Here is a 26,330-nt window from a genome sequence, read left to right as displayed (position 1 = left end):
GGGTTACCAAACAGCCATGGTGCCGCGCCTGCTGCGCGCTGCGGTACAGACCAAACCGCTTCCCCTTCGGGTGCTGCGCTTGTCCGAGGCAGGTAGCTAATCAGGTGTTTTATGCCTTCCACGCAGGCGAGCCGTGCGCAAGGCGCTATTAAAACAGAAGCAATTTGCCGCCATTGCCCGTGCGCCCGGCCATGGCGTTCACCGCTACTTCGCGAAGCTGTCCAGCGCTGCCCGGCCGATGGCCGGGTCGTCGGTGAAAAAGCCGTCAATGCCGGCCCGGAGATAGACGCTGATTTCGGCCGCCAGGTCGCCGCGTTCACTTGGCGATGCGGTGCTGCCCCGGCGCAGGTCTGCCGGCAGAAAAGGGTTTTCGGGCCGGAAGGTGTAGGGGTGTACGACCAGGCCGGCCGCATGCGCGTCAGCCACGAGTGAAGTCGGCGTGCCCAGCCTGTTTTGCGCATTGCGCGGAATCACCATGGCTTTGTCGGGGCCGATGCCGTTGGCATAAGCGGCGACCTCGCGCAGCCCGCTAGCGCTGCTGATGTCGGCATAGGTGCGCGCGTCGCCCGCCAGCCGGAAGTCCTCGGGCCGGCCGCTGGCCGACAGCAACTGCACGATGCGCACATCGGTCAATTGGCGGATTTCCTTCAGGTTGGCCACTTCAAACGACTGGATGAACACCGGCGCCGACTGGCCGCGATAGCCGTTGGCGTCCAGCGCATCGACCAGCCGTTGTTCCAGCGGCAGCCCGATGGACTTGAAATGGCTGGGGTGCTTGGTTTCCGGGTAAATCGCAATCGTGCGGCCGGTTTCGCGCGTCTTGGCCTTCGCCAGGTCCATCACGGCCTGGAAGGTCGGCACCCGAAACTGGCCGTCGAATGCGGTGTTGGCCGGGCGGTTCAGCGGAATGCGTTCCCGGGCGCGCAGGGTTTGCAATTCGGCCAGCGTGAAGTCTTCGGTGAACCAGCCGGTGGTGCTGACGTTGTCGATCAGCTTGGTGGTCTTGCGCGCGGCAAACTCCGGCTTGCTGGCCACGTCGGTGGTGCCGGAAATTTCGTTTTCATGGCGCGCCACCAGCACCCCGTCCCTGGTACTTACCAGGTCGGGTTCAATGACATTGGCGCCGTCTTCAATCGCCCTGGCATAGGCTTCGAGCGTGTGTTCGGGCCGCAGGGCGCTGGCGCCCCGGTGGCCAATCACCAGCCGGGCTGGCAGCGGCGCCAGGGCCACAACAGCAGCGTTGTCGCCGGCGCATGCGGGCAAACTGGCGCAGGCAATGGCCGCTGCGATGATGGAAAGGTGCTGTTTCATGGGTTCCCCGGGCTGGTTGATCGGTCTGCCCAGCGTAGGATGCCACGGTGACAGCGGCATGTCAGCCGTCTTGCTGATTCAGGTGCTGGCCGAGTCGCCCTGTAGCCTGGCCTTGAGAAAAACCACCGTGCGCTCCCAGGCCAGTTTGGCGGCTGCCGCGTCATAGCGCGGCGTGGTGTCGTTGTTGAAGCCGTGCTGCGTGCCCGGGTACTGGTACACCGCGTACTTCACGCCCGCCGCCTTCAGCGCGGCTTCATAGGCCGGCCAGGCGGCGTTGATGCGCTCGTCCACGGCGGCCTGCTGCACCAGCAGGGGCGCCTTGACCTTGGCCGCCTCTGCGGGCGAAGGCGTGTTGCCGTAAAAGGGCACGCCCGCATTCAGGTCGGGCAGGCGCGTGGCCAGCAGATGCACGATGCCGCCGCCGTAGCAAAAGCCCACCGCGCCGAGCTTGCCGGTGGCATCGCCGCGGGTTTTGAGCCACTGCGCCGCCGCCACGAAATCTTCCAGCGCCTTGGCCTGGTCCAGCGTGGCAAAGGCGGTGCGGGCCTTTTCCTCGTCGCCGGGGTAGCCGCCCAGCGGCGTCAGCGCATCGGGTGCAAAGGCCATGAAGCCGTCCAGCGCCAGGCGGCGCACGATGTCTTCGATGTGCGGGTTCAGGCCCCGGTTTTCGTGAATCACCAGCACCGCCGGCAGTTTGCCGGTGCCGGCGCTGGCCGGGCGCGCCAGGTAGCCGCTGACGCTGCCGGTGCCGGCGGGCGAGGGATAGCGCAGCCGTTCGGTTTTCAGCCGCGCGTCATCCTTGGGAACCTGCTGGCCGGCGGCAAAGTCGGGGCTCAGCGCGGCCAGCAGGCCGGCGGCTGTGATGCCGGCCTTGGCGAACTTTTGCGCCTGGGCCAGAAAACCGCGCCGGTCCAGGCTACCGTGGACATAGGCATCAAACAGGATCAGCAGTTCCTGGTCGAAGTCTTGAGCGGTCAGGCGTGGCGGCATGGAGCGTTCCCTTTTTTTAAAAACTGCAGCATACGCCGCCGGCCCGCATCGCACAGGCCCTGCGGGCGCAAAACCCTGGAAGGAATGCAGGCCAAATGTAAGCCGGGCGCGGTAGCATCGCGCCTTTATTCAAGAGTTCAAGAGGCACCCCATGCGCCAGCGCGCCAGCGAATCACAACCCTCGGTTGCCCTGTATTGGGATTTTGAAAACCTGCATGCCAGCCTGTGCGAGGCGCGGCAGGAAGGCGCCTACAGCAAGCAGGACAACCGCTTTCGGGTGCAGGAGCCGCTGATCGACATTCAGGCGGTGGTTGAACTGGCCGCGTCGTTCGGGCCGATTGCCATCAACCGGGCTTACTGCAACTGGCAGTATTTCAGCCGCTACCGCGATGCGCTGCTGCAATGCGCGGTCGAGCTGATCCAGTTGTTCCCGCCGGGCGGCTCGGCCAAGAACGGCGCCGACATCAAGCTGTGCCTGGACGCCATGGAGGACATGGGCCGCTTTGGCCACATCGGCACCATCATCATCGTCGGCGGCGACAGCGACTTCATGCCGGTGTCGCAAAAGGTCAAGGCGGCCGGCCGCAGCCTGATCGGCATCGGCGCCCGCAAATCGACCAACCGCCACTGGGCCAAGAGCTGCCACGAGTTTCGCTATTACGAGAACCTGGTCGAAAGCCAGCAACAGCCCGCGATCCAGCCCGCGCAGCCTGCCCAGCCGCTGCACGATGACGCGGCGGCGGACATCTTCAGGCGCGCGATTCGCCTGCTGGCCGAAACCCAGGGCGATGCGTGGGTCAGCCAGGCGGCCCTGTGGCAGATGATCAAGCGGCTCGATTCGACCTTTGACCCGAAGGAGCACGGCCACGCCAGTTTCCTGGCGATGCGCCAGGCCTTCGATGCGCTGGTGGAAGTCAGGGAAGGCGACGACGCGGAGCCCATGCTTCGGCTGCGCTGACGCCTGTCGGTTCGATGCTATCGAAAATATAGCTGCTACCGCCCATCCAGCATGCGCTAAAGGCTGATTTGGCTGTTGCCCGGCGGCCAGGCGCTGAACGGGAAGGGCAGCGCCTCGCTGCCGAAGCTTTCAAACTCGGCGATTTGCGCCAGGTAGCGGCCCAGGCTGCGGCCCAGTTCCTGCAGGCGCGCATTAGATGCGCTGGTGGCGGCCAATATCAGTTGCAGGACGGCGACAAACAGCAGCACCGACGCGGCGAGCTGAAAGGCCGCTGCCAGCAAAATCATCAACAGCGCCCGAACCCACAGCGTGCGCGGCGGGGGAAGCTTGAGCATTTCATCGCTCATCGCTGTCTCCCTGGCGCACGACCAGCACCGGCATCGGCGCGGCCGCCAGCACCTTGGAGGCCACGCTGCCGACCACGAAGCGCGCCAGGCCGGTGCGGCCGTGCGAGCCCATGACGATGAGGTCGGCGCCTTCGTCCCGGGCGGTTTGCACAATGCCTTCCGAGGCGCTCAGGTCTTCTGCAATGCGCGTTTGCAGCGCCACCGGCGCGCCGCCCTGGCTGCACAGTTCGGCCACTTTGGCATGCGCTTGCGTTGCATGCTCGCGGGCTGCGGCCATGTAGGACTGGAAACCCAGCGGATTGGTTTCGCCGATGCCCAGGTAGGGATACGGATCGACCACATACAGCGCCGTCAGCCGGGCGCCATGGATGCGCGCCATGTCGGCTGCGATTTGCGCTGCGTGTTGGGAAGCTGCGGAGCCGTCGGTGGCCAGGAGGATGTGCTTGAACATGGCTGATTCTCTTTCGGTTTCAGGAAATAGGATGAAGCAATTCTGGAGCCGTTCTGATCTTGAATCTGTTGCCGGTTCGCGGTGTTGACAGGCATCAAGCGTGCGGCATTTGGGTCTCTGGCATTCACCCAGCCAGAAACCGGCCGGCAAGCAAGCTAGATGATTTAACACCCTGAAGTCTCGCAAATATCGCTGCTTTGCTGCGAATTGCAACAGAGGTTTCAAGCTGAGCTGAGGCGCTGCCTGAAAAACCGTGTTGCTCGGCGGACAGCCGCATTCATTGTTTTATATAAAAATTTACAAATGCGCCGCATCAAACATTCTGCTGAAAATGTGTGTTTGATCATATTTTCTTATTAAGTGGGCAAGACGGCTTGTAACCAACATGGGCCGCCGCCGATTGAGGCGCGGCAAGGGCCGGCGTATAAAAGCGCGCATCGCGAATGAATGGCGCGTTTCCCAAGACTTTCTTCGTGATGACCGGGCGTTCAAATTTCAGGGCGCTTTGGAACCAACCAGAGGAGAACACAATATGTCCGATCCTGTAGGGCCGGTTTTTGCCGGTGGCTTCGAAGAGTTTGTCATTCAGGACGAAGCAGGGGAGGGGCATACGCTGCTTTTCCTGCCGGATCGCAACAACGATGCGCTGCAGCGCGAGCGCAAGGCTCCCGTCTTTTATTACATTCCGGAAAAAGTCCGGCTGGCGCGCAACGCCGCCACCAACGATTTCAAGTTCCGCCACATTCACTTCGTCGGTGTGTTTGACGAAAGCACCGCCGGCATTGAAAAAGGAGAAACTTCAGGCGGCGTGCTGTCGCTGACGACCACGTCGCGCTTTCCTCCCAGCGTCCTGAAGCAGGCCGAAGCCCAGATTCTTGAACGCTTCAGCGGACGCAACGACAAGTACTGGGGACTGCGCACCCGCGTCGCCCCGCAGATTCGCATTGCGCCCATCACCGCCAACCAGACCGTCATCTCCAGCCTGGCGCCCGATGCTTCCGGCGCCACGCCGAACATCGGTGCCGGTGCCGGCGGCGGTGTGGCCAACCCTGTCAGCAACCCCACGCCCGCTGGCGGCGGCGAGCCCGGCGCGCCCGAAGGGCCGCGCAGCCGCGACTTCATGCAGCTGGGCAACCGCTCGGCTTGGGCGCCAGTGCCTCACGGCCGCGAGTTTCGCGGCACGCAGCTCGACGCCTGGGCCTGGCGCATCCAGGGCAGCGGCCCCGGCTCGATCACCGGCGGCGAGAATGCTTACGGCGGCGTGATCGGCCCGATTCCGAGCGAGATCGTCTGGGCCGGCTTTCATGGCACCTACAGCCCGCTGTTCGTGACGCAGAACCTGGTCATGCCGATGTGGTCGCAGCTCATGCGGGTGAAGATCACCGGCAGTTGGGAGCGCATCTTCCAGCACTTTTCCGCCCATGTGAACGCCCGCTACCTGTGGTTCTCCGCCGACATCAAGGCCGAGTTCAACAACCTGCGCATCAAGGGCGACATCAAGGTCGAGGTCGATATCGACGGCACCATGCCGGGCGCGCAGGAAATGGAGAAGATGATCAACCAGCGCATCGACATGATCGTGCAGCAGTTCACCGAGCAGGCCAAGAAGGTGATTTTCGACCCGCCCCCTCCGCAGGTCGAGCCGGCCCAGGCATCGACTTCGGGCGGCGGCATCTTCGGCTCCCTGTTCGGCTACGGCGCGGGCGTGGCGCTGAAGTTCCGGCGCGACGAGACGCAGCTCAACCTGAACTATGAAGAGACGCGCTACTTCCGCTACAACCAGCCGCACACGATTTCAAGCTCGCTCGAAGGCTTCTACAACGAGATCAAGAACGATCCCAAGGCCGAGGGCAAGTACTTCCAGCGCCTGGTGCTGGGCGAACTGAGCCGCAAGCTGTTCCGCATCGTCAAGCCGGTGGTCAACTGGCCCGACAAGGCCAGGAACTGGGCCGGCGAGCCGGTGGCCTTCGTCTCGGCGCAGGTCGGCTACCCGGACTCGGGCGGCTCGATTGGCTGGAAGCCCGCCACCTTCCAGAAGAGCGATTCGCCCGACATCACCTTCCGCCCGGTCTGGATCCAGTGGCGCAAGGGCGAAGTCTCGAATCCGCCCGCATCCTGGGAGCCCGATGCCACCTACATCAAGCGCAAGATCCACCTGCTGGAGCCGCCGACCGAAAGCGAGTTCCCCTTCTTTCACATCGATGTCGAGCAGAATGTGATTGACCTGGACCCCGGCGCCAACGGCACGCTGTCGAACGACAACATCATGGAAGCCCGCGCCGACTCGGCCGGAACCCTGGACGTGGGGCCGATTGCGCTGAGCGTCGAACTCCAGTCAACCGCCGAGATCGTCGAGGTGGAAATGCGCGCCAAGGGCCAGCGTGCCGACGGCAAGAGTCGCGCCGACAAGGTCACGCGTTTCAGGTTCCTGTCGTCAGACCAGCTGGAGCCGCGCTTCTGGCGCATCTACACCGGCCAGGCCGACTTCAAGACCGACTACCAGTACCGCGTCAATGTCACGGTGCGCGGCACCCTGACGAGCAAGGGGCAGGCCTGGACCGGCCCGTGGGAGAACGCCATCGGCAACGGCGCCATCATGATCAACGTGCCGATGGCCGATGACCCCGGCGTGACCAAGCGGGCCCTGACGCAGCGCGAAATGTTCTCGGACACCCTGGTGCGCGCCGCCGAGGGCCTGGATACCGGCGCTGGCGGGGCAGGCGGCGGGACGGTCACGCCTCCGGGCGTCCCGGTTCCGGTCCCGGAAACGGTCACCACCGGCGGCGGCGTGCCGCCACCGCCCCCAGGGGCAACCCCCGTGGTCCAGCCTCCCGTGGCGGTGCCCGGGCAACCCGTGTCAACGACGGCGCAGCCGCCTTCGGGACAACCGGTTCCGCCGCGTGAATGGCCGGTCACCAGTGAAGTCAGTGGCTACCGGGTGGGCGCCGATTCCGTGGAGGGTTTTCGGGAAGACGACTATGAGTCGGCCAGCCGGGCGCGCCAGAGCGGCGGCGCCAAGGGCCGGGGCGCATCGCGCCAGCCGGTGTCCACCGGCACCGGCCAGGACCCGGAAGGCTGGGTCAATACCTGAGCGGGTAAGCTGACCCCAAACGGCGCCGGGCAGGGCGATTGAGACGCCTGCCCGGCCCTTGCTGGATATTTACCTTGCGGGGAGGTCCATGGCCATGTCATCAATCCTCAGCCCTTCGCCCTTGCGCGAGCCGATGCCGCAGAAGGCATCGGACGAGCGGGCAGCGGAGCCAATATCGGAGCCCATACCGGAGCAGGTGCGGCTGCCCGGGCGCGAAGGCAGCGCCTTGCGGCTCGGCGTTCTGGAGACTCCGCGCCTGGTGCGCGGAAAAACGTCGCCCAAATTCTCGCTGGTCCTGCTGCTTTCCCGCGCGCCGGCTGCCGGTGAAGACTCGATCCGGCCGCTGCTCATGTCGGGCTACCTGGGCATGGAGCTGGACTACCGGGCACCGGCAACCGAGACCGGTCAGCAGCCCCAGGCCCGGCCGATTTTTGCGCGGCAGGCCCAGGTGTCGCTGCATTCGCCGGGCCAGCCGGCCTTTGCCGTGGCCAGCCTCAGCGCACCGCTGCTGCGCGGTGCGCTGCACACGCCGCTCACGCGCGAGCAGACCCTGGCGGTGCTCGATGCGCTCAACGGCGAACCGGGCACGCAGGAGGGCGGGCTGGAGCTGAAGGCGCATATCGAATACCGCGCGCCCGCGCCTGCCGCCGGCTTCTCGCTCAACCTGAGTCCCGCCGAGTTGTGGGACAAGCTCAAGGCGGTTGCCGCTGATGGCGCGCTGTCGGAGCCATCGTTCCGGCAGGTGTTCGGCCAGCTCAATTTGCCGCCCGATGCTTTTGACGCATTTCGCCAGGCCTGCAATGGCCTGCTGGTTCCGGGACCGGACGGCGCCTTGCTGGGCCGGCGCCCGGCACCGGGTTCAACTTGCCTGAATGGAGAAGGGCAGCTTGATGCCCTGCGCCAGCTGGACGTGGCCTGTTCCCTGCAGGCGGTGCTGGGCAATGCCCTGAGCCCCGCCGACCGGGCCGCCTGCCTCAGCGTCGTCGGCCCCTCGGGCAATCTTGACGGCGGCCCGCTGCTCGAAACCCTGACGCGCAGCAGTTCGCGCGCGACCCGGGGCGCGGTCGGCATGGGCGCCATGCTGGCCGGCAGCAAGGTTCAAACCGTTGCCGCGACGCTGCGGCCTTCGGTGCGACCCTCGGCCACGTCGCACCTGCTCGCCACCGAGGCCATCCGCATCCAGCAGCCCGTTGCCACCACTACCGCCACCGCCACCGTTTCAACCCCGGCCGTGGCGCAGGTGGCGCACTACATGCTGCCCGAAGCCGTGTTCCTGCGGCCCGAACTCATCGCCGTTTCGCTGCCGATCCTTGGCGACCTGAATGCACCGCTGCTGAGCGACAAGAGCAATCCCAACCTGCGCTGGTACTTGCCGGCCATCAATCTGGTGCGGCCCGCACCGAACGAAGCGCCCGACACCAGCCCGTTTCTGTTCGAGTTCGAGCGCATCGGCACGAGCGAATCGGGCCGGCCGGCGATCCGCGCCAGGCTGCGCTTCACGCTGGAGCTGTCCCGCCCTGCAGCCGCCAGCGCCGCGCTGGCGGCCAACGCCAGTCTCACGGCGCGCATGATCGAGCCGGTCGAACCCTCGGTCACCTTGAGCGTTCCGTATATCGACGAGGCCTCGGGCGTGCTCAAGCGCGCTTCCTGCCGGGGCGTCGTCACGCGTTCGGGCAACCGGCTGCTGGTCACGGTGGAACTGCTGAACGACGCGGCCCGCACCGCCTACGGCTCGCTGTCCACGCCCGGCTTTCAAAGCGAAGCCGCGCGGCTCGACGTGGCGTTTCAGTTTTCCGGCTACGCACCGGTTTTCAACCGGCCCCAGCTGGTTCTGGGCGGCAAGATATCGAGCGCCGTGCTGGTCGCGAAATCGCGTGACGATGCCGACAGCATCCTGGTTTCCTCGGGCGGGCGCGAGTTCGTGGTCAGGCCGGCCTCGGCGCACCTGGTGACGCAAAACCTCACGCTGGCAGGGCGCATCAGCACCTCGACCGCTGCCATTGCCCTGCCTTCAAAGATTGAATACGCCCTGCGCAGCACGATCCGGCAGCAATCGCTCGATGCGTTTTTCTCCTGCGCCGAACTGGGCGCCTTCTACCGCGAAAAGCAGGCAGCGGCCACGGTGTCCATCGGCTGCGCCGAGGCCTATCGCCTGGGCCAGGCCTCTTCCCAGACTTACCAGGAAGTGGTCGCGCTGAACCGGCCGTCCTACCGCGTGTTTCGCAATCTCCGGCAGCCCGGCCGGTTTCTGCTGGTTCCGCTGGCCTATGAAATCACACGCCACGCGCCCGGCACGCCGGACCGTGAATACCGCCCGGCGCTGATCGTCTATGCCGCGCTGGACGCCGAGCGGCCCGACAACAACCGCATCCGCTTTGAAGCCATGCTCGGTCCGGCGCTCTCGCCCTACGCGGTCGAAGACCTGCGCCGCCGGCTGCTGCTGGAGGCCGCCAGCCCGGTGCTGGAGTTGCCCAACATGCTGGCCCAGCGCACCGAATTCAGCTGGAACCTGACCTCGACGCCGCCGGTCGAAGCCGTGACTTCGGCCACGCCCGAGTGCCTGCACACCGCGCTGGCGACCGACCTGGCCAGCGCCTTGCTGCTGAAAACCCTGATCCAGAACACCGGCCTGACAGGCGCCGCCCGCTTCATCCTGGAAGACGGCAGCGTGGTCACTTCGGCGCTGTCGGTGCATCTGCGCCGCATCACCGGCCCCTGGCTGCAAGGCCCGGTCACGCTGCAGCCCAAGGGCGCGACGCTGCAGCTGACGAATCGCATCGAGGGCTCGATGGCGGTCAAGGATGTGTACCTGTTCAGCGGCTCGGCCGAGCCCGTGCGCGTTCCCGTCGAGGCCACGCTGGCGCCCGGCGCCTCGCTCGACGTGGCCGCGTCCGGCGCCTACACCGCAGCCCATGCGGACGCCGACCCGCTGGCAGATGGCAACCCGACCTTTGAAGAAGTCCGGGCCATGATCGAGGATATCGAGTGCAACGTGGTGTTCCTCGATGTCGTCAACTATGAAAACCACGGCCTCACGCGGCTCGACATCGACGCGCGCCTGCGCGATGTGCCGGGCGTCTTCCGGGTCGGCATGGACAGCCGCCGGGGCGCGGTCAACTTCTTGCTGCCGCTGACGGTTTACCTGGCGGCGCGCATCGTTGAATTCCGGCTCACCAAGGTGGTTGCCGGCAAGCCTGATGAAGTGCTTCCCTGGAGGGCCTGGGACATGGAGGCCAACAGCAATATCGTCACGATCACCTCGGAAATGATTTCCACCTAACCGAAGACAACCCAAGAGGAGAGTTCAAATGGCCAAAGGAATTGCTGTCAACATCGGGCTGAACTATGTCAACCCGGCCGCTTACAACGGATGGAACGGAGAGTTGGCGGGTTGCATCAACGACGCCCGCGACATGAACCAGATCGCGACGCAGCTCGGCTATGCCGCTACCTTGATGACCGACGCAGAGGCGTCGGCCTCCGAGGTGACGCGCGTCATCGGCCAGGCGGCCCGCCAGCTGGCGGCGGGGGACATCTGCCTGGTGACCTACTCCGGGCACGGCTCCCAGATCAACGACGTGACCGGCGACGAGCCCGACGGCAAGGACGAAACCTGGGTGCTCTGGGACCGCCAGCTGCTCGACGATGAGCTGAACGGCCTGTGGTCCAGCTTTGCGGCCGGCGTGCGCATTTTCGTGCTGTCAGACAGCTGCCACAGCGGAACGGTGGCGCGCGTGATGAGCTTCCAGAAAAAGTTCAAGAGCCCGGAGTTCGCCGCGCAGTACGACCGCCCGGTGAATGCGCCGCCGCGCGTTCGCGCCGCCGATCCGGCAGCCGTCCAGGCCAACTACCTGGCCAACCGGAGCAACTACGAGGTCAGCCAATGGACGCACCGGGCGTCGGTCAACGCCAGCGTGACCCTGATTTCGGGCTGCCAGGACAACCAGCTGTCGTCCGACGGCGACGCCAACGGCCTGTTCACGCAGCGCCTGAAGGAAGTCTGGAACGGCGGCGCTTTCAGCGGCAGCTACGCGCAGTTCCATTCGGCCATCGTGGCGCGCATGCCTTCGGACCAGACGCCGAACCTGTTCCGCACCGGCGTGGCGAATCCGGCCTTCGATGCCGAGAAGCCGTTCACGATTGGCGCGGGCAGCGCGAGCGGCACGGGGGCTGGCGGTGGCCTGTCGATCTCGGGGCCGTCGTCGTTCGCCAATGGCACAACGCCGCTCACCTTCTCGGTGTCCGTGCCTTCAGGCCATTACTTCGCGGTGGAAATCGCCACCGATGCCAGCCTGTTCAACAGCACGGCCAACGGCGCGCAGCGCAACGACAGCAATTTCTACGCGTCCTGGAAGGTCAGCCCGTTCCGCCAGGGCAGCTCGTTCATGATGCCGCTCGATGCCTGGAACCGCCTGCGCCAGGGGGCCGCAAGGCTTTACTACCGCCTCTGGTGCACCAGCAGTCCGACCAGCTGGGTCAACTACCAGGTCACGACCAGCGACAGCAACGCGCAGTCCGCCCCCAGCGTTGCCCTGGTCGCGCAAACCCAGCCCGGCGGCGGCGATGCCGGCGTGCCCGCCATCACCGCGCCGACCGCTTTCCCGGCCAACGGCGCGGCGCCCCGGTTCCAGGTCAACCCGGGGGCTGGCCGTTATTACGCCGTCGAGGTTTCGACCAACAGCTGGTACTTCACCGACCAGTACAGCGCGCAGCGCAACGACAACAATTTCTACGGCTCGTGGAAGGTCACGCCCTTCCAGTCCTCGGCGCTGTACCCGGCGGCCTACACGCTGCCGGCTGAAGTGTGGAGCCGGCTGCGCGACAACGCCACGAATGGCCGGCTCTACTACCGCATGTGGTGGACCGAGTCGCCCACGCAATGGGTCGGGTATGGCTGCACGACGCCCAACAGCTCGGGCCAGAACGCACCGAGCTTTGCGCTCTCGCGGGAGTTCGATATGGATACGCTGGCTCAACAATCGGACGGCAGCAAGTAAGGCACGAGGGCTGCTGCGAGTCCGTATTTCTCCTTCCCCCGTTGGGGGAAGGCCGGGATGGGGGCCAGCGGAGGCCGCACGAAAACCGCTGCTTGACTCCATGGCTGGCCCTGGAAAGAGTCGCTGGACTACTGGCCGGGATGACCGCTGCACAGAGCCCCCATCCCCAACCTTCCCCCAGAGGGGGAAGGAGCAAAGCGGGAAGTCATCCGGGCCGGTTTCATGCATCAAAAAGCCTTCTTGCGCAATGACCATAAGCACAAGCAGCTATCAACAACGTAGCAAACTCGCCGCTAGAGCGCATCCGTTCTAACCAGCAAGGGAACCCGAGGCAGAAAACACAAATCCAAGCTCGATTTGGAGGGCACTTGTCATGTCTTGGCGAAAAGGGCAAGCGTATGGGCAGGATTTGCGCGACCGGGTGCTGGCCGCGCCAGGGGTGCTGCGCGAGGTCGCCGAGCGCTTTGGCGTGAGCCAGTCGTATGTCTGCCGGGCGCGGGCACGCCGCAAGCGGCTTGGCCAGACGAGCCCGGGCGCGCAGCACAACCACATGCCGCTGCGCCTGGCCGCGCTGGAGCCGGCGTTGCGCGAGCAGGTGGCGGCAGCGCCGACGCAGACGTTGCGCGAGCTGTGCCAGTGGGTGCGTGCGGAGCACGGCATCGAGGTGGGCACAACAACGATGTGCAAGACCTTGGGCCGGTTCGGGCTGACGCTAAAAAAAAATCACCCTGCACGCCGCCGAGCAGGCAAGGCCCGATGTGGTCCAGGCGCGTACGAACTGGAAGGCTGAACAACCCAGCCTGACAGCCGGGCGGCTGATCTTCCTCGATGAGACCTGGGCGACAACGAGCATGACCCCGACGCGGGGCCGCTCGCCCCGGGGCCAGCGCTGCCGGGGCTTTGCGCCCGCCGGCCACTGGCGCACCACCACGTTTGTCTGCGCGCTGAGCACCCAGGGGCTTCGGGCGCCCTTGGTGCTCGACGGCCCCCTCAATGGGCCTGCCTTTCGCGCCTGGGTCGAGCAGTTTCTCGTGCCCGAACTGCGGCCCAGCGACATCGTGGTAATGGACAACCTGAGCGCCCATAAAGTCGCCGGCATCCAGGCGGCCATCAAGCAAGCCGGGGCGACGGTGAAGTACCTGCCGCCCTACAGCCCGGACTACAACCCGATCGAGCAGGTCTTTGCCAAGCTCAAGACGATGCTGCGAAAAGCGCAGGCCCGAACGGTTGATGCCCTGTGGAGCGTCATTGGCCAATTGCTGGACCGGTTTAGCAGCGCCGAGTGCGAGCGCTACATTCGCCACTGCGGATATTGCCAGTCAGGGTGAGCCCGCTCTAGTCCTTGAAGGTTTTCACAAAGTCGAGCGACGACACGACGCCCTTGATGGCGCTGCCGTCCATGACCACGACATGGTGGATGCCGGCCTCGACCATCAGCCGGGCCACGTCGCTGAGGCTGGCATCTGGAGGCACCGAAATCGGCTTGTAGGTGCAGATTTGCCAGGCGCAGACCTTCGCGGCGTCTTTGCCGTCGGCATGAAAGCGCAGCAGGTCCAGGCTGCTGATGACGCCGAGCACCGCGCCGCTTTCATCCACCACCGGCACCCAGGTCAAGCCCCGGGCCAGCATTTTGGATTCGACGGTCTGCAAGGTGTCGTCCGCGCCGGCCGAACACACGTCGCGCTGCATCAATGACGAAATGGTCTGCTTCATGAAGGGCTCCTGTCCGCAGCTTGCGGTGTTGAAGAGGGTTGCGCCGCGCCGCGTGGCGCACGCCCGAGCCGCGCCTCCACGGCCAGCACGTCGCGCGTGGTCTTGAGCAGCGTGTCGGGCGTGACGCTCATCGAGTCGATGCCGAGTTCCACCAGATACGCCGCCATTTCCGGGTAGTCCGACGGCGCCTGGCCGCAGATGCCCGCGTGCCGGTGGTTGCGCCGCGCGCCTTCGATGGTCTGGCGAAGCATCATCTTGACGCCCGCATCGCGCTCGTCAAAGTCAAACGCCACGATGTCGGAGTCGCGGTCCACGCCGAGCACCAGCTGCGTCAGGTCGTTCGAGCCAATCGAAAAGCCATCGAACAGTTTTGCAAACGCGTCGATCTGGATCACGTTGTTCGGAATCTCGCACATGACGTAGATTTCCAGTCCGTTGACGCCGCGCCCCAGGCCGTGCGCGGCCATGGCCTGCAGCACGCGCTCGCCTTCCTCGACGCGGCGGCAAAACGGAATCATCAGCTTGACGTTGCTCAGGCCCATGTCGTCGCGCACGCGCTTCATGGCCGCGCATTCGAGCGCGAAGCCCTCGGCGTAGGCCGGATGCGCATAGCGCGAGGCGCCGCGAAAGCCGATCATCGGATTCGCCTCAAGCGGCTCGAACCAGCGCCCGCCCAGCAAACTCGCGTATTCGTTGGTCTTGAAGTCCGACATGCGAACGATCACCGGCTTGGGATAGAAAGCCGCTGCAATCGTGCCGACGCCTTCGGCCAGCTGCCTGACGAAATACTCGGACGGCGTGGCGAACAGCTGCGTGAGCCGGGCGATTTCCTCGCGCACGGCGGTATCCTCGACTTTTTCAGGATGCACCAGCGCCATCGGGTGCGCGTGGATGTGCTCGGCAATGATGAACTCCATGCGCGCCAGGCCCACGCCGTCGTTGGGCAGCAGGGCGGTCTGGAAGGCCATGTCGGGGTTCGCCAGGTTGACCATCAGATGCGTCTGCGGCCGCTCCATGCCGGCCACGTCGGTGCTGGTCGTGGTGAACGGCAGCAGGCCCGCATAGACATGGCCGGCGCTGCCTTCGGCGCACGAGACGGTGATCTCGTCGCCGGTGCGTATCGCCGTGGTCGCATGGTCGCAGCCGACCACGGCCGGAATGCCCATCTCGCGCGCTACGATGGCCGCGTGGCAGGTGCGCCCGCCCCGGTTGGTGACGACGGCGGCGGCGATCTTCATCACCGTTCCCCAGTCCGGCATGGTGGTGTCGGCCACCAGCACCTCGCCGGGCTGGAACTGGTTGAGTTCGGACACCTCGCTGATGACGCGCGCCCGGCCGGTGGCGATTTTTCCGCCCACCGCGCGGCCGCTGGCGAGGGCCTTGCCCTTGTCGCCCAGCCGGTATTCCTCGACCCGGCCCAGCGGCTTGCGCGAAGCGACGGTTTCAGGCCGCGCCTGAACGATGTAGAGCTTGCCGTCCACGCCGTCCTTGGCCCATTCAACGTCCATCGGCGTCGGCTGCCCGGCCTTGCGGCTGTAGTGCGCCTCGATTTTGACGGCGGCGTCGGCCAGTTCCAGTACCTCGTCGTCGCTGATGCAATAGCGTGCCTGGCTTTCCGGCGGCGTCGGCATGTTGCGCGTGCTCTCGCGGCCGGCGGCCTGCGCATAGACCATGCGGATCTGCTTGCCGCCCAGCTTGCGCCTGAGCACCACCCGGTGGCCCTGCCGGAGCGTGGGCTTGAAGACGTAGAACTCGTCCGGATCGACCGTGCCCTGCACGACGTTTTCGCCCAGGCCATAGGCGCCGGTGATGAAGACCACATCGCGAAAGCCGGTTTCGGTATCGAGCGAAAAGGTCACGCCGCTGGCGGCCAGGTCGGAGCGCACCATCTTCATCACGCCGACCGACTGATAGACCTTGAAGTGGTCGATGCCGTGGTCCACCCGGTAGGCGATGGCGCGGTCCATGAACAGGCTGGCAAAGCATTGGCGGATGGCATCGAGCAGCCGGGCCTCGCCCGAGATGTTCAAAAAAGTCTCGTGCTGGCCGGCAAAGCTGGCGGTCGGCAGGTCTTCGGCGGTGGCCGAGCTGCGCACGGCCAGCGTCAGCTGTTCGCCGTATTCTTCGCGCAGCCGGGCGTAGGCCTGCGTGATTTCCGCAGCCATATCGGCCGGCAGCGGCGCGCTGTGGATGATTTCCCGCGCACGCTGGGCGCGCCGCGCCAGGTCATCCACGTCCGCCACGTCCAGGCCGTCGAGCGCGTCGTGCAGGCCTTGCCAGGCGTGGGACTGGTCGAGCAGGTGGCGGTAAGCCCCGGCGGTGACCGCAAAGCCGTTGGGAACCCGAACGCCTTGCGCGCCCAGTTCCCGGACCATCTCGCCCAGCGAGGCATTTTTGCCGCCGACCAGCGCGACATCGGCCATGCCAATGTCTGCAAACCAGCGGATGAAAGCTTGCGTCATGCGGGTGTCTCCAGCTTGCCGTGTTGTGGGTCGCCTTTTAGGATCTGGCAAGTAATAGCTTCCCGTCCGTCATTCCCGCGAAGGCGGGAATCCAGCAACGCGGGCTGAAGCGCTCAAACGAGTCTGGATACCCGCCTTCGCGGGAATGACGCAGGGAAGTGGTTGTTGACCGTATCCTTAGGGGCTTACGGTAGCGGCTGAAAAGCCGTGCCGGCTTGCGCTAGATCAAGCGGGGGTGATGAGCACTTCCCGGTGCAGCCGTTCCACATCCGCCGCCTGGCACAGCGCCGTGCCCGGCGCGAGCAGGGCGGCCGCGCCCGCCGCCATGCCGTAGCGAAAGGCCTGCTCCAGCGTTTCATGCCGGCTCAGTGCCCAGACCAGTCCGCCCACGAAGCTGTCGCCCGCGCCAATCGAGCTGGCGACTGGCACTGGCAGGCTTCTGGCCCGCAGCGCCCGGTTGGCCGTCACCAGCAGTGCGCCATCCTCGCCCAGCGACAGGGCTACGACCTGCGCCTGGCCGCTCCTGATGATCTGCAGCGCCGCCGCATGCTGGTCCGGCCCGGTTTGCAGCGGATGGCCGGTCAATTCGCGCAGTTCCCGAAGGCTGGGCTTGACCAGGTACACCCCTTCGGCCAATGCCGCCGCCAGCGCCGGCCCCGAGGTGTCGAGCACCACCCGGCTGCCGCGTGCCTTGGCCAGCCGGGCCAGCCGGGCGTAAAAGTCTTCAGGGACATCGGGCGGCAAGCCGCCACTGGCCACCAGGTAAGGCGGGGATGCGCCCAAGGCGCTGATGTAGTCCAGGCCGGCCTGCCATTCCCCGGGCGTCAATGCGGGCCCGGGCAGCACAAAGCGAAAGTCGCGTCCGCTGGACGTTTCGTGGGCCGAAAAGCTCTCGCGCGTCTCGCCGGCAATAGCGATGCAATGGCCGCGCACCTGCTCCTGGTCCAGCAGTTGGCGCAGCCGTTGCCCATTCATGCCGCCGGCCAGATAAAGCGCCAGGCAGTCGCCGCCCAGCCGGTGCAGGACGCGGGCCACGTTGATGCCGCCGCCGCCCGGGTGAAATATCGGGGCCGTGCAGCGCAGCTTGTGCGTGTCCATGACCTTGTCGGTCGAGGTGGACACGTCGAGCGCGGGATTCATGGTGACGGTCAGGATGTCGGTCATGGCTTGGGTAGAGAAGGGAAGGCTGATGGGACGGGTTTTTAAGTAAAAAAGGCTTTTTGCGCTTTATCCACCGGCGCAAGCAGCTATTGATTTGATAGTGCAGTGGCGGCGGCCTGCTGCGCCGGCATTCAGGCCGGCGGGGGTTCGGTCTTGGGCTGGTAGTCGCAAAAGGGCGCTACCGCGCATTGCCAGCACAGTGGCTTGCGGGCGATGCAGACATAGCGGCCGAGCAGAATCAGCCAGTGGTGCGCATCGATCAGGTATTCGGTCGGAATGCGCTGCATCAGTTTTTGCTCGACTTCCTGCACATTCTTGCCCGGCGCCAGCCCGGTGCGGTTGCTGACGCGAAAGATGTGGGTATCGACCGCCATCACCGCTTCGCCAAAAGCGGTGTTCAGCACGACATTGGCGGTTTTGCGGCCCACGCCGGGCAATTTCTCAAGCGCTTCGCGGGTGCGCGGCACCTGGCCGCCGTGCTGCGCTATCAACATCTCGCAGGTCGCCAGCAGGTTCTTGGCCTTGGAGTGGTACAGCCCGATGGTCTTGATGTAGGCCTCCAGTCGGTCCACGCCCAGGTTCAGGATGGCCTGCGGCGTGTTGGCCACCGGGAACAGCCGGCGCGTGGCCTTGTTCACGCTCACGTCGGTGGCCTGCGCCGACAGCAGCACGGCGGTCAGCAGTTCAAACACGCTGGTGTATTCCAGCTCGGTCACCGGCATCGGGTTGGCGGCCTTCAGCGTGGCAAAAAATAGCCCGATGTGTTCGCGTTTCATGGTGCTGACAGCAGCCGGTCTCAGGCCAGATGCCGCAACTCGCGCAGCGCCACCGAAACCGGTGCCAGGTCGGCGCCCTGGGTGCTGATGCTGGCCAGCAGCTTGCACAGGCGTTCAATCGCCGGCGCATTCCGGTCGCGCCAGCCCGCCAGATCTTCGCCGCGCGACAACAGGCCCTGGGTGATCTGGCTGGCGATCGAATAGACGTCGTCGCGCGCGCTGCCGCGGGCCTGGGTTTGCCACAGCGTGTCGGTGGGCAGGCGCTTGATCTCCGCGCGCCAGAGCGTCAGGCCGAGTTCGGCCTCGACGCCAAAGTAGGCGCGCGCCGCCTGTTCCAGCCCGGTACTGGCGTTTTGCGCCAGATCGACCAGATCGAGCGCCGGGAAGATGAACTCCAGCGCAGTCAGGTTTTGCGCCAGCGCCGACTCCACGCCGACTTGCACGAGGCTCAGCGTGGCCTGCTCCCAGCTGGCGTGGGCGGAGGGCGGCAGCCAGTCCGCGAGGTGGGCGCGCAACTCGCGCGCCGCCGGCTGGTAGCGCTCGATCAGTGTCGGCAGGTCGGTGCTTTGGGTGCGCACGCGCAGCATCCAGCGCGACGCCCGCTGGGCGATGGCGATCAATTGGGTCAGCAGGTCGAGCTGCAGGATGGCCTCCACCCGGTAGTCCAGCGCGTCAATCTGGTCCCACAGCGGTTCCAGGTCGAAGATTTCGCGCGCCAGCGTGAAGGCGCGAATCACGTCGGCCACCGTTGCGGCCGCTTCGGACGCGATGAAGTTGACGAAGGTGGCCCCGGTGCGATTCACCACCGTGTTGGTGATGAAGGTGGCGATGATCTCGCGCCTGAGCGGGTGGCTGGCGATGGCCGCGCCGAATTTTTCGGTCAGGACCTTGGGGAAGTAGGCCTTGAGCGCCCGGCTGTAGTACGGGTCGTCCGGCAGGTTGCTGTCCATCAGCCCGTCGAACACTGACATCTTGGCGTAGGCCAGCACCACCGCGCCTTCGGGCGCCGTGAGTCCGGTTTTCTGGGCCTTGCGCTGCGCGATGTCTTTATCCGTAGGCAGGAATTCGACGGCGCGGTCCAGGCGGCCGTTGCGCTCCAGCCATTGCATCAGGCGCTGCTGCCCGTCCAGCAGGTACAGGGGGCGGTGGCTGGCGATCTCGAGCGCCTGGGTCTGGTAGTAGTTGTCGGTCAGCACCAGCAGGCCAACCTCGTCCGTCATCGAGGCCAGCAGGTCGTTGCGCTGCTTCAGCGTCAAATCACCCGCTTCCACTACGCTGCCCAGCAGGATCTTGATGTTCACCTCGTGGTCGGAGCAGTCCACGCCGGCTGAGTTGTCGATGGCGTCGGTGTAGATCAAGCCGCCTTTTTGGGCGTATTCAATGCGGCCGTTTTGCGTGCAACCCAGGTTGCCGCCCTCAGCCAGCACCTTGCAGCGCAGCTCGCCGCCGTTGACGCGAAACGCGTCGCCGGCCTTGTCGCCTACCTGGGCGTGGCTCTCGAAACTGGCTTTGACATAGGTGCCGATGCCGCCGTTGTAGAGCAGGTCCACAGGCGCCAGCAAAATGGCCCGCAGCAGCTCGGCCGGGGTCAGATCGGCGGCCTCGATGCCGAGCGCCGCGCGCGCCTCGGGGCTCAGGCTGATAGCCTTGGCCGAGCGCGGATAGACCCCGCCGCCGGCGGAAATCAGGCTCTTGTCGTAGTCGTCCCAGCTTGACCGGGGCAGCACGAACAGGCGTTGCCGTTCGGCAAAGGAGCGCGCCGTATCAGGCGTGGGGTCGATGAAGATATGGCGGTGATCGAAAGCCGCCACCAGCCGGATCTGCTCGGACAGCAGCATGCCGTTGCCGAACACGTCACCCGACATGTCGCCGATGCCCGCCACGGTGAACGGCGTGGTCTGGGTGTTGACCGACAAGGCGCGGAAGTGGCGCTTGACCGATTCCCAGGCGCCGCGCGCCGTGATGCCCATTTTCTTGTGGTCGTAGCCGACCGAGCCGCCCGAGGCAAAAGCGTCCCCCAGCCAGAAGCCGTAGTCGGCCGACACGCTGTTGGCAATGTCGGAGAACGTGGCCGTTCCCTTGTCGGCCGCCACCACCAGGTAGGGGTCGTCCGGGTCATGCCGGACCACGTTGGCCGGTGGCACCACCGCACTCTTGACCACGTTGTCGGTCACGTCCAGCAGGCCCGAGAGGAAGAGCCTGTAGCAGGCCACGCCCTCGGCCATCCAGGCTTCGCGGTCACTGGCGGGCGGGGCGTTCTTCAGCACGAAGCCGCCTTTGGAGCCGACCGGCACGATCACGGTGTTCTTGACCTGCTGGGCTTTCACCAGGCCCAGCACTTCAGTGCGGAAGTCCTCCCGGCGGTCAGACCAGCGCAGGCCACCGCGCGCCACCTTGCCGCGGCGCAGATGCACACCTTCTACACGCGGTGAATAGACCCAGATTTCAAACAGCGGCTTGGGCTCGGGCACTCCAGGGACTTCGCGCGGGTTGAGCTTGAACGACAGGTAGGGCTTGCTTTCGCCGCTGGCGGTGAGTTGCCAGGCGTTGGTTCGCAGGGTAGCGCCTATCGTGAGGAAAAACTGCCGCAGGATGCGGTCTTCGTCCAGGCTGGCCACTGCCTCCAGATGGGCCTCGATCTGCGTCGTCAGCTGCTTTTGGGCCTCGTCCCGGTTGCCGGGCAGGGCCGGGTCGAAGCGGGCATTGAACAGTCTGGCAAGTTCCCCGGCAATGCCCGCGTTGTTGTTCAGCGCGGCCTCTATGTAGCTTTGGCTGAAGCTAAAACCCAGTTGCTTGAAGTAGCGCGTGTAGGCGCGCAGCACGGTAATGGCGCGTGCGTCGAGCGCGGTGCTCAGAACCAGCCGGTTCAGGTCGTCGCTTTCCACATCGCCGCGCCAGACCTGCGCAAACAGGGCCTCAAACCGGACCTTGACGGTGGCCAAATCGGTGCTGGCCGGCAGTTGCAGGCCCAGGTCGTGAACCCACAGCGCGTCGCTGCCGATTCGATAGGGATGCTCGTCAAGCACCCGGGCCCCCATGCGTTCGAGCACCGGCAGCGAGTCCGACAGCGGGACTTTGGACGTGTTGTAGATCTTCAAGCGCAGCAGCCCTTCGCCGGCATCCAGCGGACGGTACAGCTTGACCGCCAGCGGCGAGGCGGCGCTCAGGCCGGCCAGCATTTCGGCGTCTTCGGCGGCGACCGCCGCCGAAAAATCCTCGCGGTAGGCCGTGGGGAGCGCTGTGGCAAAGCGGTGCGCCAGCGCCAGCCCCGGGCCTTCGCCGTGCGCGCGCAGCAGCTCGCTGGTGAACTCGTCTTCCCAGCGCAGGGCCAGCCGGGCCAGCCGCGCCTCAAGCGCGCGCAGGTCCACGTTCACCGGCGCGTGCTCACGGGCGCGCACCAGGTAGTGAATGCGCGCCAGCGGGCTGTCTGTCAGCATGGGCGTGAATTCGAGCGACTGGCCATCGAGGGCCGCCATCAACTCGGCGCCAATCTTCACGCGCAGCTCGGTGTTGTAGCGGTCGCGGGGCACAAAGACCTGGGCCGAGGTGAAGCGGTCAAACGGGTCGCGGCGCAGGAACAGCCGGGTGCGCTGGCGCTCCTGCAGCCGCAGGATGCCAATGGCATGGTCGGCCAGGGTGGCGGTATCAATCTGGAACAGTTCGTCGCGCGGATAGACGTCCAGAATCGATTGCAGGGATTTGGCCGCGTGGCTGTTGGGCACGACGCCCGCAATAGCCACCACGTCAGCCACGCGTCGCCGCACCTGCGGGATATCGGCCACTGCGGCGGCATAGGCGGTCGAGGTGTAAAGCCCCAGAAAGCGGGCCTCTCCGACCACCTTGCCGGCGTCGTCAAAGCGCTTGATGGCGATGTAGTCGAGCCAGGCGGGGCGGTGCACGGTGGCGCGCGTCATGGCCTTGGTGATGAGCACCAGTTCATCGGATTCAAGCAAGGCCACGGCCTCGGGTGGCAGGCGCGACACTGCAGTCTGCGGGGCGCCGCGCAGGATGCCCAGGCCCGACTCCGGCCGCGCGATCAGGCTGACGGCGTCGCCATCGCGCTGGATGTCATAGTTGCGCGCGCCCAAAAAGGTGAAGTGCCGGTCTTCCAGCCAGTGCAGGAATTCAACGCCTTCCTGCTTGCTGGACTGCGACAGCGGCGACCGCGCCACCGCCAGCCCCAGGGCTTGAACCCGCTCGAGCATGGCATCCCAGTCCTGCACTACGCCGCGAACATCGCCCAGCACCCGATCCAGGTCACGGCCCAGCGCTTCCCGCTCTGCAGCAGCCAGAATGCGATCACATTCCACCATGATGAGCGACTCGATCGGGTCGCTTCGCCCGGTGGCTTTGCCACCCGCCACGCTGTCCACCGTCTCGGGACGACCCTGCGCATTGCGGGCCACGCACAGCAAGGGGTGGACAATCCAGTGCGCCGTGCGGCCACTGCGATTGATGGCCATGGTGACCGAATCGACCAGGAATGGCATGTTGTCGTGCACGATCTGGACCGAGGTGTGGTCGCTCACAAAACCATCTTCCGCCAGGGTCGGGTTGAACACCCGGATCCTGGCGCTCTGGGGGGCGCGGGGCGCGTCGAGCAAACGCCAATGGGCGCTGGCAATGCCAAACAGCTGGGCCGGCCCGCGCGCGAGAATTTCGTCCGGGTCAGCATTTTCAAAGTAGGCCGACACAAACGCGGAGAGCCGTTTGGCACTGGGTCCGGCGTGCTCGGCTGTATAGGCCAGCAGATCGGCAAGCGGTGTGGTGTTCATCAAATTGCGCGGGAAACCTCGGCCTTCAGGCCGGGGATGGATAGCGCGGTGTGCAAAGCACACTCCTTGTTCCCGCATTCCTTTTTTGTTTGCGCTCTGTGTGAATAACCATACCCGTCAGCCCGCTGCGTGATGCGGCAATGCTTGTAGGAAATGCCTTGAACGGTCGCCGCACCGGCGATGCCCGTTTGAATGTTGAAACTTCCCGTGAGTCGAATCGCCACCCGGCCTTTGTGAATGCCTTTCTTGACGCCTTTGGGCACGGTGGCAATCACCATGTCGCCGGTCTTGAAGCCAAACGCTGTTTTCTGGTGGGTCAGGTAAGTGCGAGGGAAACCGTACTTGTCCAGGCGTGTTTTGCTGCGCGATACGCGTCCGGTGCAGATAACGCGCAGCATGGGCGCGTTTGTGTTGTTGACGGACTGCACCTGTCCGACGCAGGCGGCATCGAGTGCGTGAGTCTTGGGGATGCTCAGGCGGCAGCGGTTGTATTTGGTCTGTCCGCCGGTTCCTGTTTCCACCGGCAAGCCGGTTTGCTTGAGGGCGCCGAACAAAGTCCATCGGGTGGTGTTGACGGCGGCTGCATCAAGTAATGGCGCTTTGGCCTGTTTTAATACTTTTGCCAAACGCTTGGGGTCTTTGAGCAAGAAGTCCTTGATGTCCTGGACACCTTTTTTCTGGTTGCAGGCTTGGCAGGCGAGCGCTAAATTGGAAATCCGGTTCGTGCCGCCGGCTGCTTTGGGGTGGATGTGTTCCATTTGCAAGGGGACGTTTTGCGCGTCGCAGTAGGCGCAAGTGCGGTTGAATTTCTCCAGCAGGTATTCACGCACTTCGTAGCCTTGCAATGTGCCTTGTTGGTACTCGGCCCCCGAAATTTCCGGGTTCTGCATTTTCTGCATGTCAAAGCGCACCAGCTCTTGCGCCAAATGCGTGATCGGGGCGAGGCGACACAGGCGTTTGACCTGCGTCATCGTCGTTTCAACCCGGTGACGCAGACTGGGTGCGAGCCAGCCTTGTGGTTTTGGACGGTTGCTAAAACGCGGTGCGCGGTAACGCAGCTTGCCCCGACGACGCCGACGCATGGCCGAGCGTGCGCCAAGCGACTTCTTGATGGTGGCACCTCGATGCATCAGTTCCATCAAAAATTGGATGTGCATCGTGGGCTGAATTTCCCCGGTGGTCACATCAATGGTTTCAGCAACCCGGCAAACTGCCAGCCCCGTGGTTTTGCTCCCCGGATCAAGCGACAGCCGTAGGGGCTGAAACACACTGTCTTCAACCAATCTGTCAACGAGCCGGATGCCAAAAGGAAACAACTTATGGACGCGCGCGCGGCCAGATTCAAGCAGCTTGCGCGCTCGTTTCTCGCTGCACGGCATCAAGGGCCGGCCTTTTCTGTCCAACACGAAAACTGCCACGTTCCATCCTTCTTTTTACGCATTCGATCAACAACGGCTTGTTGTCGATGCTCGTTAACGCTATTCCTTACGGAATCCTGTGACGAAAGACTTTCGTCTTCGCTCTCCTCGACCCTGTTGCCTGCCGGCTGTTCACTTTAGATGAACTGCCGCATCCCGTTTCGCGCTTACCCAAAGCTTGTCTGCTGATGCGGCTTCAAGAGGGCAGGACTGGAGAAGCATCCTGCCGTTGGTCCGATAACCTGTAGGCAACGTAGATTGGTTTTTTAAATTCCTTTCTGGGTCTGGTCAACCTGGGCTTTCAAGGCTTTCACCTTTCAAGCCCCATCCTTTAGGGTGGGGTGGTTGACGGTGTCTCCGCAGTTCTTGTTGGTACGCAAGATTCTAGGCCTGGCTTGTGATTCCGGGGGGACTACCAGAGGCAAAGAGCATGGGTCCATGCTGGAGTTGCATCGGGGCCGGCTACGGGTCTGCCCGGCGGCTTTCACCCGGAAACCTTGGTTACCATTAGCCATTGCCAATTCATCTTTACAGGGCTCCCATGCAATTCGCCGACCGCCTCAACAACGTGGAAACCTCCGCCATCCGCGAACTCTTCAAGCTGCTCGGCAAGCCCGGCATCATCAGCTTTGCCGGCGGCTTTCCAGACCCGGCCATGTTTGACATCGAGGGCATCAAGGAAGCCAGCAGCAAGGCGCTGAATGAAGAGCCCGGCGGCGCGCTGCAATACGGCGCGACCGAAGGCTACGGCCCGCTGCGCGAGCAGCTGAGCAGCTTCATGGCCGGCAAGGGCGTGACCGTGCAGCCCGAGGGCCTGATCGTCACCACCGGCAGCCAGCAGGCGCTGGATTTGCTGGGCAAGACCCTGATCAATCCAGGCGACAAGGTGATCGTCGAAGGCCCGACCTTCCTGGCGACCATCCAGTGCTTTCGCCTGTACGGCGCGCAAGTCATCAGCGCACCGATTGACGCGCATGGCGTGAAGACCGATGAGCTGGAGTGGCTGATTGCCGAGCACAAACCCAAGTTCGTGTACCTGATTCCGACCTTCGGCAACCCGAGCGGTGCGCTGCTGACCCTGGAGCGGCGACGGCAGGTGCTGGAAATGGCCGTCAGGCACCAGACGCTGGTGGTCGAGGACGACCCCTACGGCGACCTGTATTTTGGCGAAGCGCCGCCGCCTTCGCTGCTGTCGCTGAGCGACAGCGTGCCGGGCAGCCGCGAGCTGCTCGCCCATTGCGGCTCGCTCAGCAAGGTGCTGTCGCCCGGCCTGCGCATCGGCTGGATGATTGCCCCGCCCGCGCTGCTGGCCAATGCCGTGATGTGCAAGCAGTTCAGCGACGCGCACACCAGCACCTTTGCCCAGGCCACGGCTTCGCAGTACCTGAAGGCCGGCCGCATGCCCGCCACGCTGGCCCATGTGCGCAAGGTGTACGGCCAGCGAGCCGCCGCCATGGGCAATGCCTTGAAGCGCGAACTCGGCGCGGCCGTGGCGTTCGAGCAGCCTCAGGGCGGCCTGTTCTTCTGGGCCAGCCTGACCGGTGAGGGCGGCAAGACACGGGACGCCGGCGAATTCGCCAAAAAGGCCATCGAGCAGCTCGTCGCCTTCGTGCCCGGTGCGCCGTTTTATGCGGCGAATCCCGACCTGGCCACCTTCAGGCTGAGTTTTGCCACGGCGGACGTGGGCAAGATTGAAGAGGGCATCGCCAGGCTGGGGCGGGCGGTTTGATTGTGGGGCGCCATGATGCTGTAACGGCCTTGCAGCGGATTTTTTAAGCAAAATAAGGCTTTTGCGCACGCCCTGCATGCGCAGATTGCTATGAAAACCGCAGCAAAAAAGGAAGTGAATGGGCGCCCGTCATTCTTTCCCGCATCCGGTT

The 26,330-nt window shown here is 64.9% G+C and carries 17 protein-coding genes; 7 read left to right on the top strand and 10 right to left on the bottom strand.

The genetic code is table 11. The annotated features are described in order from the left end of the window. Window positions 1–204 precede the first annotated feature (204 nt). Complete coding sequence (locus tag PNAP_RS10500; RefSeq protein WP_011801479.1) at window positions 205–1,311, bottom strand: glycerophosphodiester phosphodiesterase; 1,107 nt, start codon at window positions 1,309–1,311, stop codon at window positions 205–207. Between the two features lie 78 nt (window positions 1,312–1,389). Next, a complete protein-coding gene (locus PNAP_RS10495; protein ID WP_011801478.1) occupies window positions 1,390–2,301 on the bottom strand; it encodes a dienelactone hydrolase family protein in 912 nt (303 codons plus the stop codon). Between the two features lie 151 nt (window positions 2,302–2,452). Between PNAP_RS10495 and PNAP_RS10490 the strand changes: the two genes are divergently transcribed. Beyond that, the gene (locus PNAP_RS10490; protein ID WP_011801477.1) at window positions 2,453–3,259 is read left to right on the top strand and encodes an NYN domain-containing protein; all 807 of its coding nucleotides are present in this window, start codon (window positions 2,453–2,455) and stop codon (window positions 3,257–3,259) included. Between the two features lie 56 nt (window positions 3,260–3,315). On the opposite strand, the gene PNAP_RS10485 is transcribed toward PNAP_RS10490, so the two are convergent. Continuing rightward, on the bottom strand, window positions 3,316–3,606 hold the full coding sequence (locus PNAP_RS10485) for a DUF4389 domain-containing protein (protein ID WP_011801476.1): 291 nt from the start codon (window positions 3,604–3,606) through the stop codon (window positions 3,316–3,318). Beyond that, window positions 3,596–4,057: a universal stress protein gene (locus PNAP_RS10480; protein ID WP_011801475.1), complete on the bottom strand. Its 462-nt coding sequence runs from the start codon at window positions 4,055–4,057 to the stop codon at window positions 3,596–3,598. The genes PNAP_RS10485 and PNAP_RS10480 overlap by 11 nt, the downstream gene beginning before the upstream one ends. 532 nt (window positions 4,058–4,589) lie before the next feature. Here PNAP_RS10480 and PNAP_RS10475 point away from each other — a divergent pair. From PNAP_RS10475 to PNAP_RS27620, 5 genes are all read left to right on the top strand, one after another. Continuing rightward, the gene (locus PNAP_RS10475; protein ID WP_011801474.1) at window positions 4,590–7,148 is read left to right on the top strand and encodes a hypothetical protein; all 2,559 of its coding nucleotides are present in this window, start codon (window positions 4,590–4,592) and stop codon (window positions 7,146–7,148) included. Window positions 7,149–7,242: 94 nt separating this feature from the next. After that, window positions 7,243–10,428 carry a hypothetical protein gene (locus PNAP_RS10470; protein ID WP_157040260.1) on the top strand — a complete coding sequence of 1,062 codons (3,186 nt, stop codon included), beginning with the start codon at window positions 7,243–7,245 and terminating at the stop codon, window positions 10,426–10,428. A 28-nt stretch (window positions 10,429–10,456) separates the two neighbouring features. Then, a complete protein-coding gene (locus tag PNAP_RS25630) occupies window positions 10,457–12,145 on the top strand; it encodes a caspase family protein (protein WP_011801472.1) in 1,689 nt (562 codons plus the stop codon). Window positions 12,146–12,518: 373 nt separating this feature from the next. Next, window positions 12,519–12,935: a hypothetical protein gene (locus PNAP_RS27625; protein ID WP_011801216.1), complete on the top strand. Its 417-nt coding sequence runs from the start codon at window positions 12,519–12,521 to the stop codon at window positions 12,933–12,935. Continuing rightward, on the top strand, window positions 12,904–13,473 hold the full coding sequence (locus PNAP_RS27620) for an IS630 family transposase (protein ID WP_198140629.1): 570 nt from the start codon (window positions 12,904–12,906) through the stop codon (window positions 13,471–13,473). The genes PNAP_RS27625 and PNAP_RS27620 overlap by 32 nt, the downstream gene beginning before the upstream one ends. A 7-nt stretch (window positions 13,474–13,480) precedes the next feature. Here PNAP_RS27620 and PNAP_RS10450 read toward each other — a convergent pair whose 3' ends face one another. The 6 genes from PNAP_RS10450 to iscB all read right to left on the bottom strand — a co-directional run bounded on the left by PNAP_RS10450 (window position 13,481) and on the right by iscB (window position 24,450). Further along, a complete protein-coding gene (locus PNAP_RS10450) occupies window positions 13,481–13,858 on the bottom strand; it encodes a CBS domain-containing protein (RefSeq protein WP_011801471.1) in 378 nt (125 codons plus the stop codon). Beyond that, window positions 13,855–16,320 (bottom strand): phosphoenolpyruvate synthase, encoded by a 2,466-nt coding sequence (gene ppsA / locus PNAP_RS10445; RefSeq protein WP_011801470.1) that lies wholly within the window; start codon window positions 16,318–16,320, stop codon window positions 13,855–13,857. Before ppsA ends, PNAP_RS10450 begins: the two co-directional genes overlap by 4 nt. A 225-nt stretch (window positions 16,321–16,545) precedes the next feature. Beyond that, window positions 16,546–17,484: a 1-phosphofructokinase family hexose kinase gene (locus tag PNAP_RS10440; RefSeq protein ID WP_011801469.1), complete on the bottom strand. Its 939-nt coding sequence runs from the start codon at window positions 17,482–17,484 to the stop codon at window positions 16,546–16,548. A gap of 128 nt (window positions 17,485–17,612) precedes the next feature. Next, window positions 17,613–18,257: an endonuclease III gene (nth, locus tag PNAP_RS10435; RefSeq protein WP_011801468.1), complete on the bottom strand. Its 645-nt coding sequence runs from the start codon at window positions 18,255–18,257 to the stop codon at window positions 17,613–17,615. 20 nt (window positions 18,258–18,277) lie between these two features. Next, window positions 18,278–23,032, bottom strand: coding sequence for an NAD-glutamate dehydrogenase (locus tag PNAP_RS10430; RefSeq protein WP_041376656.1), 4,755 nt, complete (start codon window positions 23,030–23,032; stop codon window positions 18,278–18,280). Next, window positions 23,032–24,450, bottom strand: a complete 1,419-nt coding sequence (gene iscB, locus PNAP_RS10425; RefSeq protein WP_041376655.1) for an RNA-guided endonuclease IscB — start codon at window positions 24,448–24,450, stop codon at window positions 23,032–23,034. The genes PNAP_RS10430 and iscB overlap by 1 nt, the downstream gene beginning before the upstream one ends. A gap of 541 nt (window positions 24,451–24,991) precedes the next feature. Between iscB and PNAP_RS10420 the strand changes: the two genes are divergently transcribed. After that, window positions 24,992–26,179, top strand: coding sequence for an aminotransferase-like domain-containing protein (locus PNAP_RS10420; RefSeq protein ID WP_011801465.1), 1,188 nt, complete (start codon window positions 24,992–24,994; stop codon window positions 26,177–26,179). Window positions 26,180–26,330 lie beyond the last annotated feature (151 nt).

The organism is Polaromonas naphthalenivorans CJ2, assembly GCF_000015505.1.
Taxonomy (GTDB): Bacteria; Pseudomonadota; Gammaproteobacteria; order Burkholderiales; family Burkholderiaceae_C; genus Polaromonas; species Polaromonas naphthalenivorans.
Note: the sequence above shows the minus strand (reverse complement) of the source record. Positions and strands in the feature narration are given on the sequence as shown.